Source organism: Spirosoma daeguense, from assembly GCF_054776875.1.
In genome coordinates this window covers 626,048-643,944 of the sequence record NZ_BAAHBF010000005.1, presented here as the reverse complement: position 1 = coordinate 643,944, position 17,897 = coordinate 626,048, and the positions used below count along the sequence as shown (strand labels likewise).

The window sequence follows — 17,897 nt, the reverse complement described above, 5'->3', positions numbered from 1 at the left end:
TCGATAGTCACCTTTGGCGCTACATCGAAGTATTTACCTTTGAGCTTACTTAATATTACTCAAAAATCGCTACGTTGCTGGCAAAGTTATCGTTCAAGTCAAGGTGTAAACCTATTTCATTCGTTGCCAGAAGGTACTTTATACGATTGATTGCTCCTTACAAATAGCCATTTAGCAACGAAACTAAAACACTCTGTAACCAGAAAATGACATAACTTCGTCAATAGTTTTTTTGCCTGCTAATATATCTCGGCAGCCGCGATAATAAATCGGTTTACCGTTCCACATTTCATCGATGAGAGCAGGAGGAATACTGAGGGAAGATAATCGGCTGGTTCGCCGTGGTGTTTTCTCTGCGATGTCAGCCATAACCGCGCTAGATTTGATCTTAACAAGATTACTAAAAATATAGAAGGTCAATTCAGATCGTTGCCTTCCATGTCTGATACTGTACTGGCAAGCATACGGCACAGGGCCGATAACCCAGCCGAATGGCTTCGGCTTCTTCACGAAAAAAGACTCGGTTTTCCTGCTTCATCCGTTTCCCTGCCCGACAATCCAGCCTACCGTAAATCTTGCCGGGGCGATTTCCTCCCAGTGAAATCTGTTTTGAACGTATCAAGCTAACCAACCTGCGTTTACGGGCAAAATCGGTTCCGCCCAGATCAATATGACGTATCATGCGGCATCGTGAAAAATCAAACCCAGATTGATACGTTGGCCGCTACGAACTTCGCTAACGCCATGACGCATCGCTATTCGATAATAACCGCGTGTGCTTTTAGCAGGCCGATATTTTGTGGTAAAAACTAAAATCTGTCCTTGTGTCGGTTGTAAAACCGTGGCTCTCGATTGCATACGTGGCCGTTGTTCCAGCATCACAAACTCGCCACCAGTATAGTCGATGGTCGGCTGGCTTAGAAACAAAACTGCCTGAAACGGGAAATACAAATCGCCGTATATATCCTGATGAAGCGCGTTCCAGTCACCAAGGCCATATTTCAGAATGAGGGGTGTTGGTCGGTTTTGACCTGCTTTGTGGCATATTTCCAGCCATTCATCGAGGTTATTGGGGTAACGTAGTGGAATGCCCAATTTTGCGTTCCAGTCGTTGGCAACGGGCGCAAGCTGAGTAAACAACTCATGTCGTAGCTGATCGACAACGGGCGGTAGTGGATAACTGGAATATTTGTATTCACCACTACCATAGCCGTGTCGTTGCATCAGAATTGTTTTGCGATACAACTCATTCATATCGAACAGGTTTGCTAAATCCTGACACTCCTGTTCAGACAAAATCGAGGGTAGCAAACCAAAACCTGTTTCGGAAAGATTTGCCTGATAATCAGGCCAGTTAATAGTGTCTGTTAACATGTTTGCTGTATAAAACGGTGAGTCTGTAGTTATCTGTCAACTCGTGCGGCTTCCCAGCCCAGCATGGCCTGTTTACGTCCAGAGCCCCAGCGATAACCACCGAACAAGCCCGTTTTTTTAATAACGCGATGGCATGGAATCAGATAACCGACCGGATTGGAGCCGATGGCCGTTCCGACTGCCCGTGAAGCGGTAGGCTGGCCGATGGTCTCGGCAATCTGGTCATAGCTCGTCAGTTGCCCTTCCGGTATTTTTAGTAATGCTTCCCAGACTTTCAACTGGAAGGCTGAACCACGTAGCAACACCGGTAATGGCTGGTTCGGAGTCTGGTTGGATTCGCCCACACTGGGGAAAATCTGATCGGCCAGCGGTTGCGTTACGTCGAGTTCGATACGTAACGATGCTTCGGGCCAGGCTATTCGTAGAACTGATTCGGGATTTTCATTTTCCTTCAAAAAATGAAGTAGTGCAATTTTTTCGTTTATGGTTCCCAGAACGTAATGTCCAAACGGGCTATCGAACACGCCATATGACAATGTCAATCCTGAACCGGCGTGTTTGAACTGGCCCGGTGTTACGCCTTCAATTGTGACGAATAAATCATGCAAACGCCCCGTTCCTGAAAGGCCTGATTCGTGCGCTACGTTAGCCAGCGGAGCACCATTACGTAACTGATTCTTTGCGTGTTCAAGCGTTAGATACTGGCCGAACTTTTTGGGACTTACCCCTGCCCATTCAGTGAAAAGTCGCTGAAAATGAAACTCACTCATATTGGCTTTGTCGGCGAGTTCGCTCAAAGAAGGCTGCTCGCGAAAATTGGCGGTAAGGTGCTCAATAGCGCGCGCAATTTGCTGATAGGTGTAAGTGTTGCTGGTTGTCATAGTGTTCTCGTATTTGTTGAACAAAATTCGCTATTCCCACCGTGCCATAAAACCCGATTCTTGCGGAGTTTTAAGATTCAGCCGAGCTCTGGCTAACCACCATTCGGATAGGTAAAATTGCCTTACAAATACCGTAGCGGTTGTCGATGTATTTTCGAATTGTTTTGGCATAACGTTTCTCTAGTTTTCGCCCATCAACTAATTCATTAAAACCAATGGCAGTAAACGCAAAACATTTAGCTACGTTTATTTTAGGTGCAGCCGCAGGTGTAGCACTTAATAAATACGCACAAACTGAAGAAGGTCAGAAAATGATGGACGACCTGAAAGAAAAGGGAATGCAGTTGAAATCGGAAGCAGAAGGGGCAATAGATAATGCGCCTGAGTATTTTGAGAAGCTAAAAAGTCAGCTTGCCGAACTACTTAAAACCAATTTTCCTGATGCAGAAGCGACTATTAACGATGTATTAGGACAGAAACCAACTTCATCGCAAACTGAAAATCAGGTTTAAAATCAAAAGGGCTTAACGTAAAAATGCCAGACTTCAGAGTCTGGCATTTTTACGTTACTACGTATGAAAAACGTGGTGTCGGGTTCTGAAACAACAGTTTATTTAAACCCGACGTCACGAATTTATTGTTCAGGCCAGTTCAAAGCGATCAAGGTTCGTTATTTTAGCCCAGACAGCCACAAAATCCTTCACAAATTTCTCCTGCGCATCTGAACTTGCGTATACTTCGGCAACTGCTCTAAGTTCAGAATTTGAACCGAAAACCAGATCGGCCCGGGTGCCCAGCCATTTGGCTTCGCCCGTTTTGCGATCACTACCTTCAAATACTTCCTTATGATCGGCAACGGCTTTCCAGGCTGTGCGCATGTCGAGCAGGTTTATGAAGAAATCGTTGGTCAATACGCCCGGACGATCGGTGAAAATACCAAGTTTAGAACCGTCGAAGTTTGTATTTAACGCACGTAGTCCACCAATCAACACCGTTAGTTCAGGGGCTGTCAGGGTTAATAGTTGCGCTTTATCAATCAACAATTCTTCGGTCGATACCGTGAATTTTGCTTTCAGATAATTGCGGAAACCGTCGGCCAGCGGTTCCATTACAGCAAAAGATTCCACGTCGGTTTCTTCCTGTGAGGCATCCATCCGACCGGCTGTAAACGGTACTGTTACGTCATGACCGGCCTCTTTTGCCGCTTTCTCTACGCCAGCATTACCAGCCAGCACAATCAGATCGGCCAGCGATACTTTTTTTCCGTTCGATTGTGTGCTGTTGAATTCTTCCTGAATGCTTTCCAGAATGCCCAGCACTTTTGCCAATTGTGTTGGATTGTTGACAGCCCAATCTTTTTGCGGAGCCAGCCGAACACGAGCACCGTTTGCTCCACCCCGTTTATCAGAACCACGGAATGTTGAGGCTGAAGCCCAGCCTGTTGATACCAGTTCAGATACCGATAAACCTGAAGCCAGAATGTTCGCTTTTAACGCAGCGGCATCATTCTCGTCAATCAATGCATGATCAACGGCAGGAATTGGATCTTGCCAGATCAGAATTTCTTCGGGTACTTCAGGCCCAAGATAAAGAGCACGAGGACCCATATCGCGGTGTGTTAGCTTAAACCAGGCACGGGCAAACGCATCGGCAAACTCGTCTGGGTTTTCGAGGAAACGTCTTGAAATTTTCTCGTAAGCGGGGTCGAACCGTAGGGAAAGGTCTGTGGTCAGCATGGTTGGCCGATGACTTTTTGACGAATCATGCGCATCGGGAATGATGTTGCCTGCATCTTTCGCAACCCATTGTTGTGCACCACCGGGACTTTTGGTCAATTCCCACTCGAAGCCGAACAGGTTCTCGAAAAAGCCATTGCCCCACTGAGTTGGCGTGGTAGTCCAGGTAACTTCCAGTCCGCTGGTGATGGTGTCGCCACCTTTTCCCGAACCAAAACTGTTGCTCCAGCCAAGCCCCTGCAACTCAAGATCAGTTGCTTCTGGTTCAGGGCCAACGTGATCGGACGTAGAAGCACCGTGCGTTTTACCAAACGTATGACCGCCTGCAATCAACGCAACCGTTTCTTCGTCATTCATTGCCATCCGGCCGAACGTATCGCGAATATCTTTGGCCGCTTTAATTGGGTCAGGATTACCGTCTGGTCCTTCCGGATTTACGTAGATAAGGCCCATTTGTACGGCTGCAAGCGGGTTTTCCAGATTCCGTGAGTGAATATCACCGTCGGCGTTATCGTCAGACACCAGTACACCGCCTTCTTTCTCTACGCCCTCAGAACCATGTGCATACCGGATGTCTCCACCAAGCCAGGTACGTTCTGCGCCCCAGTAAACATCCAGTTCAGGTTCCCAAACGTCTTCACGACCACCCGCAAAACCAAATGTTTTGAAGCCCATCGATTCCAACGCTACGTTGCCTGTCAGAATAAGCAGATCGGCCCACGAAATTTTCTTGCCATACTTCTGTTTGATCGGCCAAAGTAACCGGCGGGCTTTGTCGAGGCTCACGTTATCGGGCCAACTGTTTAGGGGAGCAAAACGCTGCTGCCCAGCACCCGCACCGCCACGACCGTCGCCTGTGCGATACGTACCGGCGCTATGCCACGCCATACGGATAAACAAAGGACCGTAGTGGCCAAAATCGGCTGGCCACCAATCCTGCGAATCAGTCATCAGCTCATGTAAATCTTTCTTTACAGCCTCCAGATCAAGGCTTTTGAACTCTTCTGCATAGTTAAATTTCTCACCCATTGGGTTCGATAGCGAAGAGTGCTGACGAAGAATGTGAACTTTTAGCTGATTCGGCCACCAGTCACTGTTTTGGGTGCCATTACCAGCGACACTAAACTTCTGAGATTCCCCATTCTTGGGCGTCCCGCTGTGAAATGGGCACTTGCTGATGTCACCTGAATAGTTTTCCATATAAGAATTAGTAGAGTTAAAAGGGTTCTTAACCAATTTTCGATAGCAAGATTAGGTATCTAAGGTTTATAAATCAAATTGATTTAATTTATAAATGTATCGAAAAATACTATGAGTTGATGTAGCTTCTGAACGTAGCAACGTAGTGTTTAGCGTAATTGTAACAAATCAGATAACGTAGTCAAATTGTCGAGTTCGATTAAAGCAAGCGGCCATTTTTACCGATACGTAAACTCACGTATGCTTCTAGGTATCTTTTCAGTATTAGCTAGTACAAACTCCCGGATAGGGCGACTTTCTTTATCGAAATCGTATGTACAAACGAAGACATTTGTTTCTGTAACAGAGGTTGTTTTTGTGCCTGAAACCATTGTCTGTTTTATCAGTAGATTTCGGGTTTGCTTTCCCCGAAACGTCAATGGCGAGGGAATACTGGCTTTGGTCAGGTCATACTCATATACATTTTTCTGCACGAGCCCAGAACTATAAACTGTTTCTCTGGCAACCACATTGTTGTCTTTAATCGTGTAGGTATCCTGTTGGCCATTGCCTTTGTATGAAATCAGGTAACCTTCAGCATCATACGTATATTCGTCTGGACCGAGATTTCCTTTTAAAAATCCTTTATCGGTAAGCAAAAGGGTATTTACGAAATCTTTATTCTCGGAATTCCGGTACCGTTCAGTTAGGTCCGATGTATACTGATATGTACGTTCTTCCCACCAATTACTGTTATTCCCAACCGTAGTTTTCTGACTAAGTAGGCGATTCTGTTCATCATACGCATAGGCATTTACAAGTCGACGACTTACGGAAAATTCGCTTTCGTTAAGAGTTACGGTCTTCTCTCCATTGGCCACCAGTAAGTAGTCAGTAATTTGTATGACCGGGCTTAATTTGGAAAGGTTTATTTTTTCAGATTGAAGCGTTGTCTGATTTTGGGGGCTTACAGGTGTTTGAGGAGTTTCACAGGCTAATAAAAATGCCAATGGCGTAATCAATAAGGCGGTTTGTTTCATACGGTGAGAATGTTACAAATAAGTAAATCGATAGCCGTGCAAATCTACTAACTCGCAGCTAGTTCAAAAATCACTTTTAGGCTTATAGGGTGTTCTTTGGGCGAATAGATTCAGTTGCTTCATCTGGCGTTAACATGCCCGTAACAATCAGAAATTGAGCGGCTGCATACGTTGTCATGATGAACCACGTAGCACCCGGAATAGGTTGCAGAAATTTATCAACGGCAATGGCCGAGTCGGATAAAATAAAGAGAACAGCCCCAACCGAAACGCGGTCGATAGCCAATGAGCCACGCCGTAGAAACGCGAGTATACCCATCATACTCAGACAGAATACGTAGGCCACTACCGGCCACCAAAGCGCGGTTAAATCGGGGTTTTGGTAAAACTTGGGTTTGAGCAGAAACAGAAAGATGCCATCGTAAATCACGAACGGAATGGCAGTCAGCGAGATCGTACGGGGTCTAATCTGGCGACCACTATTTTGAATCGACTGCCAGAATGCACGACTGTAGCAAAGCTGCATAATCAGAAATGCGCCTAAACCGAGTGCAAACAAATCAACCTCCTGAATCATCAGAAAAACGTCGCCCAGCAACGCAAATATCATCCCGACTATAAACCAACGTAGCAAAGACGTAGGAGAGAACGAGCGAAATTGTTGCCATGCGTAATATAGCAACAGTAGCATAATCAGCGGTTTACATCCGTAATGCAGCCACTTTATAGACAATATGTCGCCGAGCATTTCAAGCAACGTAACGGTAGCAAACAAAAATGAAAAATTGCGTAAAGGCTTAACAGACATAGCCCGGAAAATGAATGGTTTAGGAAAACAGATGCTTTGGAGCAAGATTAACAAAATCTTGCGAAGCCTTCAATATACTTGCCTCCCATTTCTACTAAGAAAATTATCGCTGTGTTTTGGCTGCTTTAAACCTATCTGAAAACCTTTCAACCAGTCTGGAGTTTATAAACTAATACTCAACAAAAGAGAAATAACATGGATAAGTTACAGAAGCTTGAATTGATGAACAAAGTTGTTCGGGAGCTTGAAGATTTACAAAACAGCCAAACCGCTTTAATCACTAAAATCAGTCAGATTGAAGTGGATAATATGAATGGGCTGAACGACCAGCGACTGGAAAAAGATTTAAGTGATATGCACTCCAAAATTGCCGAAAATAACGACGCTATCACCGAAATATTTGCCTACTTCGAGAACAAACGTGACGAATATGGCGAGAAAAACCGCTCGGCTATTGAAGCTATTGAAGCAGCAGCGGCTGCCGAAGCTGCTAACTAGATTCAACTAGTACATTAAATGCAACAAGCCAGGCTTTATGTCTGGCTTGTTGCATTTAATGACTTCTTAACCAACAAGTAAATAGTTTATATTGTGGTTAGCAACTAACGGAAAATTCATAACTGGTCGAAAACACATCTTATAGGTAATAATCTATCAATAGTATCACTAACAGTTTGTATACAGCAACGAGTTTTATAAATACACCAGAAGAGAAGTCTACCATATAAACAGAAATTTATACCTTTTTGGAATGTAATTACCTAACAGGCAAATTGTTCCCAATAACAATAATGCTGTTATAAGTACCCTTACTCACATTTGGAAAAATACGATGAGTAATTACTACACTATTGAGTAAAAATACCTACAATACGATTTTTTGTTCATATGTCTAAGATTGTTAAAGTTCAATTAATCAGCTAGTTGCGGCTGACTATTTTTTGGCCTGATTTTATAGGACGAATAAGTGATTTATAATTTAGTTAAAACTCATAAACACTGTATTACAATGTTTTCACTACAGAAAAATTATCCTCAGGATTATTTTAAGGACCAAACCTATTTGTCGGGCGTTCTTACGGGTCTGGCTGCTGGTTTGGCAATCGGTTTTCTGTTTGCGCCCCGGTCAGGGAAAAAACTGCGCAAGCACATTTCCGGTGTTCTAGGCGACCAAACCAAGGAAGCAAAAAAACATTGGGATAAGGCTAAACATGAGACGAAGCAATCGGTACGTGATCTGAAGGATAACGTAGGGTCTGCGCTCGATAAGGCTGAGGATAAATTTAGCGGATACGCTCATCAGGCCGAGAAAAAAGCTGGACACTTTGCCGACAATGTTAAAGATGGTGTCGATAAAGCGAAAGAATCAGCAAGATTAAGCTAGTTTCTTAACGGTTTCCAGTACTAGTAAACTGTTCTTGTTGAGTAGGTTAACCGTCTACTCAACAAGAACAAATAAATCTCCCAACGTCATGAAAAGCTTTTACTTATTTATCAATCAATAACAAGATAAACAAAATGGAACGTGAGTACATTCACCCAAATGCTACAATTAACGAACAAAATGGCTTCATAAAACGCATCTCGTGGGGTGCTGTCTTTGCAGGAGTTTTAATTGCCATTGTAACCCAGATTCTGCTGTCGCTGTTGGGACTAGGTATTGGGCTTGGAACGATAGATGCAATCGAAGAACGTAACCCAACGGCTGGCTTGGGAATAGGCAGTGCAGTCTGGTACATAATCAGCAGTTTATTGTCACTTTTTTTGGGTGGATGGGCCGCCGGTCGTCTAGCGAGTGCGCCCCGCCTGTTCGATGGCGTCATTCATGGCGTTCTTACATGGTGTTTGGCTACACTGCTAACCATTTATTTCCTGACCACAACCATTGGTAGTCTGATTGGTGGGGCAAGCCGCCTGATGGGTAGTCTTGTGCGTACGGCCGGATCGGCTGCTGGCACGGTCGTTTCGGCGGCTGGTCCTGAACTGGGTCAGGCGGTGAAAGGGAAACTAGCAGAAAATGGTATCGACATCAACAATATCGATTTAGGTAACCTGCGTCGCGAGGTAGATACGATTCTGCGCCAGACTGGCAATCCGGCGTTAAACCCTAACCGCTTGGAACGTAAGGCAGAACAAGCAGGTGATCAGGCTAAATCGGCTGCTGGCAAGGCGGCTGAAAATCCACAGGCGGCCGATGATCTGGCTGGCGGTCTGTTCGATCGGCTTTTCAAACAGGGTCAGGCTACAGTGAATAGTGTAGATCGGGACGATGCGGTTAATGTAGTGATGAAACGCACGGGCAAAAGTCAGGCGGAGTCGGAACAAATCGTTGACAATTGGATAAACACCTATAAACAAGCCGTTGCGAAATTCGAACAAACAAAGAAGGAGGCTGAAGTTAAGGCGCGAGAAGCCGCTGATGCAACGGCTTCGGCTGCCTCTAAAGCGGCTATCTTCGGATTCTTTGGTTTGCTTATCGGTGTTGTCGCTGCCGGATATGGTGCTAAAATGGGAACCGAGTCCCAAGACGACTATAACCGTTACGACCGTCCTGTAGGAGCTAGTCGGTAAGCAAAATAGATTTCTTGCTTAGGATGCTGGCACTACGTTTACTGATGTCAAAAATCGGTAAACGTAGTGCCAGTTTTCATAAATAGCTCAACAAGCGCAAAAGAAGCCCGACTAATTATGCCTCCTCGGTGGAATCGGGTAAATCGCGGAAAACTTTGTAGTCGGCATAGAACGTACCGAACGGAATAATTGATGCCAGTAACGCCATGAATGTTTTACCAGTGGGCCAGTTGTATTCTGTTTTGGCCTGAATCACAGTCAGTACGTAAAGCACGAACAGCAAACCGTGAATGGGGCCAAGAATCTGGACGGCTTCCGGATGTCCGCCGATTCGTTTTAAGGGTACGGCAATGAATAACAGCAAGATATAAGAAAGTCCTTCGCCGAAGCTGATGAGACGAAGACGAATTTTAGGAGAATTGAAAAAATGCATGGTCAGTACGTTGACGGTTAAAAAGTACGATATAACGGACGATTTGCGAGTGGAGAAAACGGCCACGGAATGGCTATAAAGATAAGCACCAGCGCAATGGCAAAGTAAATTACGGTTGTTTTAAACTTCTGCGAAGCCAGTTTCTGACGTTTCGCTTTGCTCGAACCAATCGTCATAATCACAACGGCGGCAATCATCAATCCAATATGAATCAGGCTGAAAAACGGAAATTCGCGGGCTTCGGCAAACGTTGGATGCGCTTTCCAGTAGTAGCTCACAATTGGACTTTTGGCATACAAATAAAAACCGATCAGCAGTTGTGTATGTGCTATGGACGTAGCAACGATACGTAGCGTCTGATCGATGGATTGATAGCTTCGATGGCATAGCAACCCAAAAACACTACGTCCGAAAGAAGCCAGAAGACTTCCAACAACGAGCCAGCGTAGGGCACTGTGAATAACAAGTAGAATTGAATAAATCATTGAATGGGGTACGCTGTTACTGCCTGCAAAGTTCGGGCAACGTAACGAAAACAGGCTAGGCGCAATCCGGATAAATTTCGTCAAAATCAATCATTCGAACGTAGCGTCGATTGATCAACGTATTGATTTCGAAATATGGTCGGCGATACGCGGGCATATTTGCGGAAAACTTTCCCAAACGTCGATTGGTCGATAAAGCCCATTTCCTGTGCAATCTGCGTGATGGTCAGATCGGATTGAAACAACAGAACTTTCGCTTCTAACACAACTCGCTCGTCGATCCAGACGGAAGGGGATTTCCCGGTTCGGTTTTTCACCACCTTATTCAAATGATTAGGGCTGACATTCAGCCAATCGGCAAACTGGCTAGCCGACCGAGTTTCACGAATTCGGGTGGTGAGCAAGTCCATAAATCGTTGAACAAGTCGGTCGCCTGCGTCGGTTTTGGCGGTGATTGTACCAATATACACCCGATTGACTTCGGCAAAAAGGGCCAGTAAGTAAGGCCGAATCAGGTCCGTTCTGGATGCGCCACTTTCCTGATAGTCAACCGCTAATCGCGAGAAGATATTTTTAACGTACTGCGTCTGCGCATCCGGCAACGTAACGTGTGGGTTACCCGTCAGTTTCAAAAACTCAAAATCACTTTCACCCGACGTAGTAAGCAGTAGCTCTTGGCTGATGAAGCTCATGAATCCGATTGTGTCTTCTCGAATGGAGTGAATCGTAAAAATCTGAAGCGCGGGCACAATGACCAGTTCCTGCGAAGTCAGTGTATACGCTTGTTGCCCAATCGTAATATCGACTCGCCCACTTTCCACCATAATCAGCGCGTGATTGCTGGTTCGCGAAGGCGGAAGCGGCAGTTTGATCACTGGCCGACTGTATTCGAGTGGTGCGATGATAAACTGATTAAAATTGTCCCGAAATCGCTCTCCCCACGTAGCATCCTTGATCAAAAAACGGTCACGAGCCATTTCGGGACTTATGGCCGGAAAGAAATCGCTGGTTGTCATGGCTGATACAATAACTTGCTCGCCCGAAACGTAGCGTCGGCTGCCTGCAAGAGCTTGGCTTTCAAGCGCGGATTATATGTTGGTCGGTCAGACAGAAATTTGCGAACCAGTTGCATTACTTCCGGCGTCTGGTAGCTCGACAACGTAGACCGGAGCCACGATTCGGGAAAGAAAATGTCGCCAGTACGTTGAATTTCTTCCAGGAGTTCAAGACTTTTCGGCAGATATTTGGCCGAGGTTTCGGCGCGTAACGGATGATGCAGGTAACCCAGAGCCGCCGTTACCCAGGCTTCCCGTTCGCGATTGTTTACGTTTGCCAGTGAGGCAAAAAACTGGTCACGTTCTGCTACGTTGCCCGATAGTGCAGGCATCATAAACTCCAGCCGCTTTTTTCGGTCAATGTTTTTGATACGTAGCAACTGTTTCGCCAGAATCCCATCGGCCGGATAATCGCGAACGGCCAACGCTAGTGACAGACTCGTATAATCATCTTCGGTCAACGTAACGCCGGTTGGCGCTTTCTGATCGTTCCAGATAGTATAAAGCCGATTGCGAGCTTCCTGGCTCAATGCTACGTTCTGATAAAGCCGGAATAAGAGTTTTTTCTTCCCTGAAACAGGTTCTTTTTCCATAGCCTGCCACGCTGCCTGTTCAACGGATGTTGCGAGCGCCGGACGATTCTCGGGACGGGTAAAATTCCAGATAATATCCGACAACTGATTGGTGAGCAAGCGAAGATTTAGTTCTTCTGATTCATGGCCCAGAATCTGTTGATAGACCGAAGCCAGTCGGGTGGGCGTAATGACCTGACCAGCCAGCATATTTTCGTAGAGATTGATATACGTAGCGGCTCGCGTCACCGGATTTTTCAACGAACCTAACTGCGAAATCATAGCCGTATCGACCGGAAACACACCGTAACCCTGCCCGGATGAGTTAAAAACCACAAACTGCGGAACCGATTTGCCAACCGCTTCGGCTAACGTAACGTTGGGCTGGTTCATATCTACAGTCAATTCCTCTACGTGATCAGGATATACCAGTGCGATCTCGAAACCCTGCGGCCAAACTCGGTTCGATCCATCTTCTCCTTTCTGCGAAATCGTGAACCGACTGATTTTATTGCTCTGTTTTTCAAGTTGATACGTAAACCGTGGTCTTCCTGTTTCGCTAACCCAAACCCGATTCCAGGTTGCCAGATCGACCGGCGTGCGGGCATCCAGAATAGCAATCAGATCGGCCCACGTAGCATTGCCGAATGCGTATTTTTTGAGGTAGTCGCGAAGGCCGTCACGTAGCGCCGTTTTGCCCATCAGCCGCTCCAGTTGACGCATCATGATCGGTGCTTTGTGGTAGATAATTCCGCCGTAAAGCGTTCCAGCTTCCTGCAAATTCGCCAGCGGCTGACCAATCGGATTCGCGCCTTCGGTACGGTCGACGCCATAAGCCGCCGGAAAATGATCGACCACAAACTGAAGATCGTAATTAGCGTCGGGGCTAGATACTTCCGTAATCTTGTCGGCCATGAAATTGGCAAACACTTCTTTCAGCCATACATCGTCGAACCAGCGCATAGTCACCATATCGCCAAACCACATATGTGCTGTTTCGTGCGAAATCAACGTAGCGCGCGACAGTTTTTGGTCGCGGGTGGCACCGTTGTCCAGAAACAGGCTCGCTAACTTATAATCGATAGCACCTACGTGTTCCATGCCACCATATTGAAAATCAGGGATAGCCGCGAAATCGAACTTCTGAAACGGGTAGGGAATTTGCGTGTATTCTTCCAGAAATGTCAAAGCATCGGCATGGAGCTTGAAAATCGGGTCAAGGCTTAGCCGGATTTTGGTGGTATCGGTTTCGCGATGAAGCAACGTCATGGCTCGCTTCCCCAACGTCCGACGTAACGTAGTGAACTTACCCGCCACAAACGAAAACAGATACGTAGGAATCACTTCCGACTGACGGAAATTTATCGTGATCCGTTCACCCGTTGTGGTCGAATCGTTCACCAGCGCGTTGGTCATAGCCTGCCAACCTTTCGGCACGGTCAGCGAGAGTTGAAATTTTGCTTTTAAATCGGGCTGATCGAAGCAGGGAAACACCGTTCGGGCGCGGTCGGGAACGAGCAGCGTGTACAGAAAATCGTCGTTTCGGTTGAGCGATAAATTACCCGCCGTAAACTGAATCGAAATCGTGTTACGTCCCGGCTTCAGATAAGCAGTAGAAATGAGCAAATGTTCGTTTTGAAAGACAATCGGAACCGTTTTCTGATTAACAGAAACAGCCTGCAAATGAGAACGTTCCTCTTTAAAATCAACCTGAATCGGAGACGCGTTTTTGACCCAGTCGAACGTTATTGATTCAGTAGCTGGAATGGGCTGGTTTTTTTGCGCCGGAATGTCGAACTTTAAAGCATAGGTCAGATTGCTGATGGTTTGCTTCCGCGCCTTTGCCAGCACCTGCGATACGCCCGTTTCGGCAGGAACATTGAGTAATGGCTTATTTTGGGCGTTACCGTTCATGATCAGAAAAAATAGTAGGCTTGCCGTAATACCGTAACGAATCATAAAAGCGAGTGGGAAGAAGGCCGAATAAACGCATTCGGTCTGGAGTTCGTGAGTCCTGGATCAAAAATAAGGTACGTAATGAAACAGCACCTATCTTTTTTACTGGTATTTCTGGCTGTGATCTGTCAGGCAACATCTGGCTGGGCCAGCTCCATCCTGATTCCGATGGACGATCAGCAAGCCAATCACCTCAAAGCGTATGGCATTGCCTATAAAATTCTGAAAGACGATATGGAGATAGATTGGCTGCTAAACTACCGGGGAGGAAGTTTTCTGGTCAAATATGCTACGTCTATCGAAACCGAATGTCGGGTGCGGGGCGTATCGTTCGAAACCATTTCCGATGCACAGGCGGCTTCTATTCGGAGCGAGATCAACAATCCCGACGTGAATATGAACGTAGTGACGCTGCACAAAGCGGCTAAAATTATTGTCTATTCGCCCGTAAAAGTTGGTCCTGCCGAGTTCGAAAATACCGACGCCGTATTATTGGTGCTTACCTACGCTGAAATTCCGTATGAGTTGGTCTATGACGAAGAAGTGTTGAAAGGCGATTTGCCCAAATATGACTGGCTTCATTTGCACCACGAAGATTTTACGGGACAGTTTGGGCGAAATATGCACCGGATGTCTGTGGCCGATATAAAAGCGCAGGAAGATATTGCACATAAATACGGTTTTCAGAAGGTGTCGCAGATGAAGCTGGCCGTAGCAAAAGGAATCAAAGAGTTTTGCGCAGGCGGAGGCTATTTATTTGCCATGTGTTCGGCCGCCGAAACCCTCGACATTGCATTGGCAGCCGAAGGCGTGGATATTGTGGGAAGTAGTTATGATGGCGACGGAGTAGACCCAGATGCGCAGGGAAAACTTGATTTTAGTAAAACCTTCGCCTTTGGCAATTTCACACTCGAAGGCGACAACGGTTACCGGGGCTTTTCGACATTTTCCGACATCAACTCGTCGGGCGGACGTGGTTTCGATCAGCCCAGCGGCTATTTCGAACTGTTTAACTTTTCGGCGAAATGGGATGTCATTCCGGCCATGCTGACCCAGAATCACGAAAACATCATCAAGGAGTTTTTTGGGCAAACAACAGCTTTCCGAAAAGGTGCGGTTAAACCAAGCAGTCTGGTGATGGGCGAAGGGAAATCATCGCACCGATACATTTATGGCGAATCTGGGCGCGGCCAGTGGACATTCTACGGCGGGCACGACCCCGAAGGTTCGCGCGGGGGAGGTTTCCGAAATCCTACCGACCTGAATCTGCACCCACATTCGGCGGGTTATCGACTCATCCTGAACAACGTACTGTTTCCATCGGCGCGGAAGAAAAAACGCAAAACGTAGTGCTACTTTATAGTTGCTACGTAGTAAGGTTTATTTGGTGCGTTTTCGTGGTTGAGACATAGTGGTGTCGGGTTTGAGAACTAGTATTGTCCGAAATGTTTGATTTGCATCAATTTGTTACCCTTCTGTGGTGGTGTCGGTTTTGAGAAACCGACACCACTTACACGTAGCACGATGTTCTATTTTGGATATTTCCGGCGTTGTAATAAATAAACGTACGTATCGCCCCGCATCTTGAACGACGACAATTCCCAGCCGTGACGAATCATAAAATTAAGCGCATCAATACTGGAATTGAACGTAATAGGCTTTCTGTCGGCATCCATAAACTTCTGCCGAGATATACCGTTGTCGACGTAGTTCTGTCCAAAATCAATCATAATTCGCGCTTTCGATAGACCGCTTGCATTTTCGCAGGTTAATTGACAAAAAGATGTATTCAGTGTGTCGATAGGAACATCATTGACAAAAAGCTGGGCCATACTTTTCGAAGCCCAAAACAGGCTCAGGCAAATCACGAGAAGAGTTTTCATAACAAAAGTTGAATAGAGTGATACGTCTCTGATAAACGAAGTATTTACAACGCTACGTTATACTGAGTTTATATAACTCAAGTTGCGAAATGCTTCTGCTTCTAAAAAAGTGGGCGGCCCTATCAGCCCAACGGAATGGTATTCCGTTGTACAAGGACAAACTAATCTCGCAACTTGAATTGAGTTTATAATAAAAAAAGGTTCGGACCGCTAAGCCCGAACCTTTTTTTATACGTAGTGGCGATGTTTAAATCCACTACGTATTATTTTTTATTGAAAGACTGGTCAAGGAAAATATAACGTCCCCGATTTTTTTCTGTTTCCAGACGCGTGTTCACGTCAATCTGCATATACTGAACGCTGTTGCCACTATTGGCGGCAGGCCAGTTTGGCAGACCTGAACCATTCGGATTGCCCGTTTTAATGAAATTGGCGAAGTACTCCTGCATGGTTTTCGATACCTTATAATCGTCGGGTGTCCAGTCATATACTTTGTTGCTGGCCAGATTGCCCATGGCATATTCGATTTCGGCCGAGTGAACGGCACCCCGGTCGGGCTGGCGTTTTGGGGCTTGTCCTTCGGCTTTTACAACACCACCAGCTAAACCAGCCGTTACGTTCCCCATTTCCGGCTTCATAGCTGGGCGAGGACGAGAATAATAATAGCGATACACAGGTTTGCCGCCGGTTTTAGCTTGCATATCAGCCCATTTCCAGGTGCTGTAAGCCAGAAAACGGTCGCCAGCTAAATCTGTAGCAGCTTGTAAAACTTCTTCTTCGGTGCTGGCCGGATATAATTTTAAGACTTCGTCGGCTTGTTCACCGTAAAGTTTTTTTACGGCGGCTGTATAATTTTCCGGCGTAGCCGCTTCTTTACCCAGTATAGCCTGACCGCTCATTTCCTGCGAGTTCCAGCCAACCAGCAGCGGTACGTGTGATTGCTCGCCAGCTTCGAAAATGGCTAACGGAGCTTTTGGGAAAAAGTAACCGTCGATAGCGGATGAAAACCACGGAACACCGGGTTTAGCTGTTGCTTCAAGCAATTTGTCGGCAGGCATGGCCCGCAATTCGGCCAATGAATTTAATCCTGCTGTTTTCATAAAAGCAACCCCCGTTTCTTCGGCTTTGGAAAGCGGAACAGGAGGCATTCCGCCGAGTAAAGAACCGCTTTCGCCGATAGCACCTGCGAACAGATTTTTAGCCAGTGGCGACACCATTTGCGCACTTACCGAAATAGACCCGGCCGATTCACCCGCAATGGTCACTTTTTTAGGATCGCCACCAAAAGCGGCAATATTTTGCTGTACCCAACGTAGCGCAGCCGCCTGATCCATGTAGCCATAGTTGCCCGATGCGTTATGGCCCGATTCTTTGGTCAGTTCAGGATGCGCCATTAAGCCAAAAACGTTTAGCCGGTAATTGACCGTTAGGGCAACAATGCCTTTCTGTGCCATACTTTCGCCATCGTAACGCGCTTCAGAGCCGTCGCCCGCCACAAAACCTCCACCATAAAAATAAACCAGCACAGGTAGTTTTTCTTTACCCGACTTGGCCGGTGTCCAGACATTCAGATAAAGGCAATCTTCACTCATGCCATCCGACCGGAAGCCCATATCACCAAAGATGGGGCGTTGCATGGCGCGAGGGCCGAAATGATCGGCTTTACGAACGCCTTGCCAGTTTTTAACCGGTTGGGGTTCTTTCCAGCGAAGGTCGCCAACAGGAGGTTGAGCAAAAGGAATTCCTTTAAAAGCCCGGATGCCACTGGTTTCGGTGACACCTTCTACAGTTCCATTGACCGTTTTTACCTGTGGCCGGGTCTGAGCCAGAGCTGCTGGTAACGCATGCGCTGTTACCAGCAAAAGCAGAAGCGAAATTTTCATACGGTTTGCGGTTTAGAGTTTGCCGAAACAGCGCATTTATG

17 protein-coding genes are annotated in these 17,897 nt (G+C 46.3%); 5 read left to right on the top strand and 12 right to left on the bottom strand.

Annotated features, from left to right (window positions below):
- Positions 1-421: 421 nt before the first annotated feature.
- From ACYVD4_RS18975 to ACYVD4_RS18965, 3 genes are read right to left on the bottom strand one after another with little or no spacing between them, the layout of a single operon-like run.
- Positions 422-682, bottom strand: a complete 261-nt coding sequence (locus ACYVD4_RS18975) for an Ada metal-binding domain-containing protein (protein ID WP_460948521.1) — start codon at positions 680-682, stop codon at positions 422-424.
- Positions 679-1,374: a 2OG-Fe(II) oxygenase gene (locus ACYVD4_RS18970; protein ID WP_460948520.1), complete on the bottom strand. Its 696-nt coding sequence runs from the start codon at positions 1,372-1,374 to the stop codon at positions 679-681. The genes ACYVD4_RS18975 and ACYVD4_RS18970 overlap by 4 nt, the downstream gene beginning before the upstream one ends.
- Before the next feature lie 29 nt (positions 1,375-1,403).
- Entirely contained in the window at positions 1,404-2,255 is an 852-nt protein-coding gene (locus ACYVD4_RS18965) for a methylated-DNA--[protein]-cysteine S-methyltransferase (RefSeq protein WP_460948519.1), read from the bottom strand.
- A gap of 215 nt (positions 2,256-2,470) precedes the next feature.
- Here ACYVD4_RS18965 and ACYVD4_RS18960 point away from each other — a divergent pair, with 215 nt between their 5' ends.
- Complete coding sequence (locus tag ACYVD4_RS18960) at positions 2,471-2,767, top strand: YtxH domain-containing protein (protein WP_460948518.1); 297 nt, start codon at positions 2,471-2,473, stop codon at positions 2,765-2,767.
- Positions 2,768-2,896: 129 nt separating this feature from the next.
- Here ACYVD4_RS18960 and katG read toward each other — a convergent pair whose 3' ends face one another.
- From katG to ACYVD4_RS18945, 3 genes are all read right to left on the bottom strand, one after another.
- Positions 2,897-5,191 (bottom strand): catalase/peroxidase HPI, encoded by a 2,295-nt coding sequence (katG, locus tag ACYVD4_RS18955; RefSeq protein WP_460948517.1) that lies wholly within the window; start codon positions 5,189-5,191, stop codon positions 2,897-2,899.
- Between the two features lie 218 nt (positions 5,192-5,409).
- Positions 5,410-6,210, bottom strand: a complete 801-nt coding sequence (locus ACYVD4_RS18950; RefSeq protein WP_460948516.1) for a hypothetical protein — start codon at positions 6,208-6,210, stop codon at positions 5,410-5,412.
- An 82-nt stretch (positions 6,211-6,292) separates the two neighbouring features.
- A complete protein-coding gene (locus tag ACYVD4_RS18945) occupies positions 6,293-7,018 on the bottom strand; it encodes a lysoplasmalogenase (protein WP_460948515.1) in 726 nt (241 codons plus the stop codon).
- A gap of 195 nt (positions 7,019-7,213) precedes the next feature.
- Between ACYVD4_RS18945 and ACYVD4_RS18940 the strand changes: the two genes are divergently transcribed.
- The 3 genes from ACYVD4_RS18940 to ACYVD4_RS18930 all read left to right on the top strand — a co-directional run bounded on the left by ACYVD4_RS18940 (position 7,214) and on the right by ACYVD4_RS18930 (position 9,589).
- Positions 7,214-7,516: a hypothetical protein gene (locus tag ACYVD4_RS18940; RefSeq protein WP_460948514.1), complete on the top strand. Its 303-nt coding sequence runs from the start codon at positions 7,214-7,216 to the stop codon at positions 7,514-7,516.
- Between the two features lie 511 nt (positions 7,517-8,027).
- Positions 8,028-8,402, top strand: coding sequence for a YtxH domain-containing protein (locus ACYVD4_RS18935; RefSeq protein WP_460948513.1), 375 nt, complete (start codon positions 8,028-8,030; stop codon positions 8,400-8,402).
- Between the two features lie 134 nt (positions 8,403-8,536).
- Positions 8,537-9,589: a phage holin family protein gene (locus ACYVD4_RS18930; protein ID WP_460948512.1), complete on the top strand. Its 1,053-nt coding sequence runs from the start codon at positions 8,537-8,539 to the stop codon at positions 9,587-9,589.
- A 115-nt stretch (positions 9,590-9,704) separates the two neighbouring features.
- On the opposite strand, the gene ACYVD4_RS18925 is transcribed toward ACYVD4_RS18930, so the two are convergent.
- The 4 genes from ACYVD4_RS18925 to ACYVD4_RS18910 form a co-directional block, all read right to left on the bottom strand.
- Positions 9,705-10,022: a DUF3817 domain-containing protein gene (locus ACYVD4_RS18925; RefSeq protein ID WP_460948511.1), complete on the bottom strand. Its 318-nt coding sequence runs from the start codon at positions 10,020-10,022 to the stop codon at positions 9,705-9,707.
- 17 nt (positions 10,023-10,039) lie between these two features.
- Positions 10,040-10,507, bottom strand: a complete 468-nt coding sequence (locus tag ACYVD4_RS18920) for a hypothetical protein (RefSeq protein WP_460948510.1) — start codon at positions 10,505-10,507, stop codon at positions 10,040-10,042.
- Between the two features lie 86 nt (positions 10,508-10,593).
- Entirely contained in the window at positions 10,594-11,523 is a 930-nt protein-coding gene (locus ACYVD4_RS18915) for a helix-turn-helix domain-containing protein (protein ID WP_460948509.1), read from the bottom strand.
- The gene (locus ACYVD4_RS18910) at positions 11,520-14,048 is read right to left on the bottom strand and encodes a M1 family aminopeptidase (RefSeq protein WP_460948617.1); all 2,529 of its coding nucleotides are present in this window, start codon (positions 14,046-14,048) and stop codon (positions 11,520-11,522) included. The genes ACYVD4_RS18915 and ACYVD4_RS18910 overlap by 4 nt, the downstream gene beginning before the upstream one ends.
- 123 nt (positions 14,049-14,171) lie before the next feature.
- Here ACYVD4_RS18910 and ACYVD4_RS18905 point away from each other — a divergent pair, with 123 nt between their 5' ends.
- Positions 14,172-15,440 carry an asparagine synthetase B gene (locus ACYVD4_RS18905; protein WP_460948508.1) on the top strand — a complete coding sequence of 423 codons (1,269 nt, stop codon included), beginning with the start codon at positions 14,172-14,174 and terminating at the stop codon, positions 15,438-15,440.
- A 179-nt stretch (positions 15,441-15,619) separates the two neighbouring features.
- Here ACYVD4_RS18905 and ACYVD4_RS18900 read toward each other — a convergent pair whose 3' ends face one another.
- Together ACYVD4_RS18900 and ACYVD4_RS18895 are read right to left on the bottom strand one after the other, a co-directional pair.
- Positions 15,620-15,973, bottom strand: coding sequence for a hypothetical protein (locus tag ACYVD4_RS18900; protein ID WP_460948507.1), 354 nt, complete (start codon positions 15,971-15,973; stop codon positions 15,620-15,622).
- Positions 15,974-16,236: 263 nt separating this feature from the next.
- Positions 16,237-17,856: a carboxylesterase/lipase family protein gene (locus ACYVD4_RS18895; RefSeq protein WP_460948506.1), complete on the bottom strand. Its 1,620-nt coding sequence runs from the start codon at positions 17,854-17,856 to the stop codon at positions 16,237-16,239.
- Between the last annotated feature and the right edge of the window lie 41 nt (positions 17,857-17,897).

Excerpts from the sequence above, each read along its gene's own strand:
- ACYVD4_RS18975 (WP_460948521.1), bottom strand. The coding sequence starts at position 682 with ATGATACGTCATATTGATCTGGGCGGAACCGATTTTGCCCGTAAACGC.
- ACYVD4_RS18970 (WP_460948520.1), bottom strand. The coding sequence starts at position 1,374 with ATGTTAACAGACACTATTAACTGGCCTGATTATCAGGCAAATCTTTCC.
- ACYVD4_RS18965 (WP_460948519.1), bottom strand. The coding sequence starts at position 2,255 with ATGACAACCAGCAACACTTACACCTATCAGCAAATTGCGCGCGCTATT.
- ACYVD4_RS18960 (WP_460948518.1), top strand. The coding sequence starts at position 2,471 with ATGGCAGTAAACGCAAAACATTTAGCTACGTTTATTTTAGGTGCAGCC.
- katG (WP_460948517.1), bottom strand. The coding sequence starts at position 5,191 with ATGGAAAACTATTCAGGTGACATCAGCAAGTGCCCATTTCACAGCGGG.
- ACYVD4_RS18950 (WP_460948516.1), bottom strand. The coding sequence starts at position 6,210 with ATGAAACAAACCGCCTTATTGATTACGCCATTGGCATTTTTATTAGCC.
- ACYVD4_RS18945 (WP_460948515.1), bottom strand. The coding sequence starts at position 7,018 with ATGTCTGTTAAGCCTTTACGCAATTTTTCATTTTTGTTTGCTACCGTT.
- ACYVD4_RS18940 (WP_460948514.1), top strand. The coding sequence starts at position 7,214 with ATGGATAAGTTACAGAAGCTTGAATTGATGAACAAAGTTGTTCGGGAG.
- ACYVD4_RS18935 (WP_460948513.1), top strand. The coding sequence starts at position 8,028 with ATGTTTTCACTACAGAAAAATTATCCTCAGGATTATTTTAAGGACCAA.
- ACYVD4_RS18930 (WP_460948512.1), top strand. The coding sequence starts at position 8,537 with ATGGAACGTGAGTACATTCACCCAAATGCTACAATTAACGAACAAAAT.
- ACYVD4_RS18925 (WP_460948511.1), bottom strand. The coding sequence starts at position 10,022 with ATGCATTTTTTCAATTCTCCTAAAATTCGTCTTCGTCTCATCAGCTTC.
- ACYVD4_RS18920 (WP_460948510.1), bottom strand. The coding sequence starts at position 10,507 with ATGATTTATTCAATTCTACTTGTTATTCACAGTGCCCTACGCTGGCTC.
- ACYVD4_RS18915 (WP_460948509.1), bottom strand. The coding sequence starts at position 11,523 with ATGACAACCAGCGATTTCTTTCCGGCCATAAGTCCCGAAATGGCTCGT.
- ACYVD4_RS18910 (WP_460948617.1), bottom strand. The coding sequence starts at position 14,048 with ATGAACGGTAACGCCCAAAATAAGCCATTACTCAATGTTCCTGCCGAA.
- ACYVD4_RS18905 (WP_460948508.1), top strand. The coding sequence starts at position 14,172 with ATGAAACAGCACCTATCTTTTTTACTGGTATTTCTGGCTGTGATCTGT.
- ACYVD4_RS18900 (WP_460948507.1), bottom strand. The coding sequence starts at position 15,973 with ATGAAAACTCTTCTCGTGATTTGCCTGAGCCTGTTTTGGGCTTCGAAA.
- ACYVD4_RS18895 (WP_460948506.1), bottom strand. The coding sequence starts at position 17,856 with ATGAAAATTTCGCTTCTGCTTTTGCTGGTAACAGCGCATGCGTTACCA.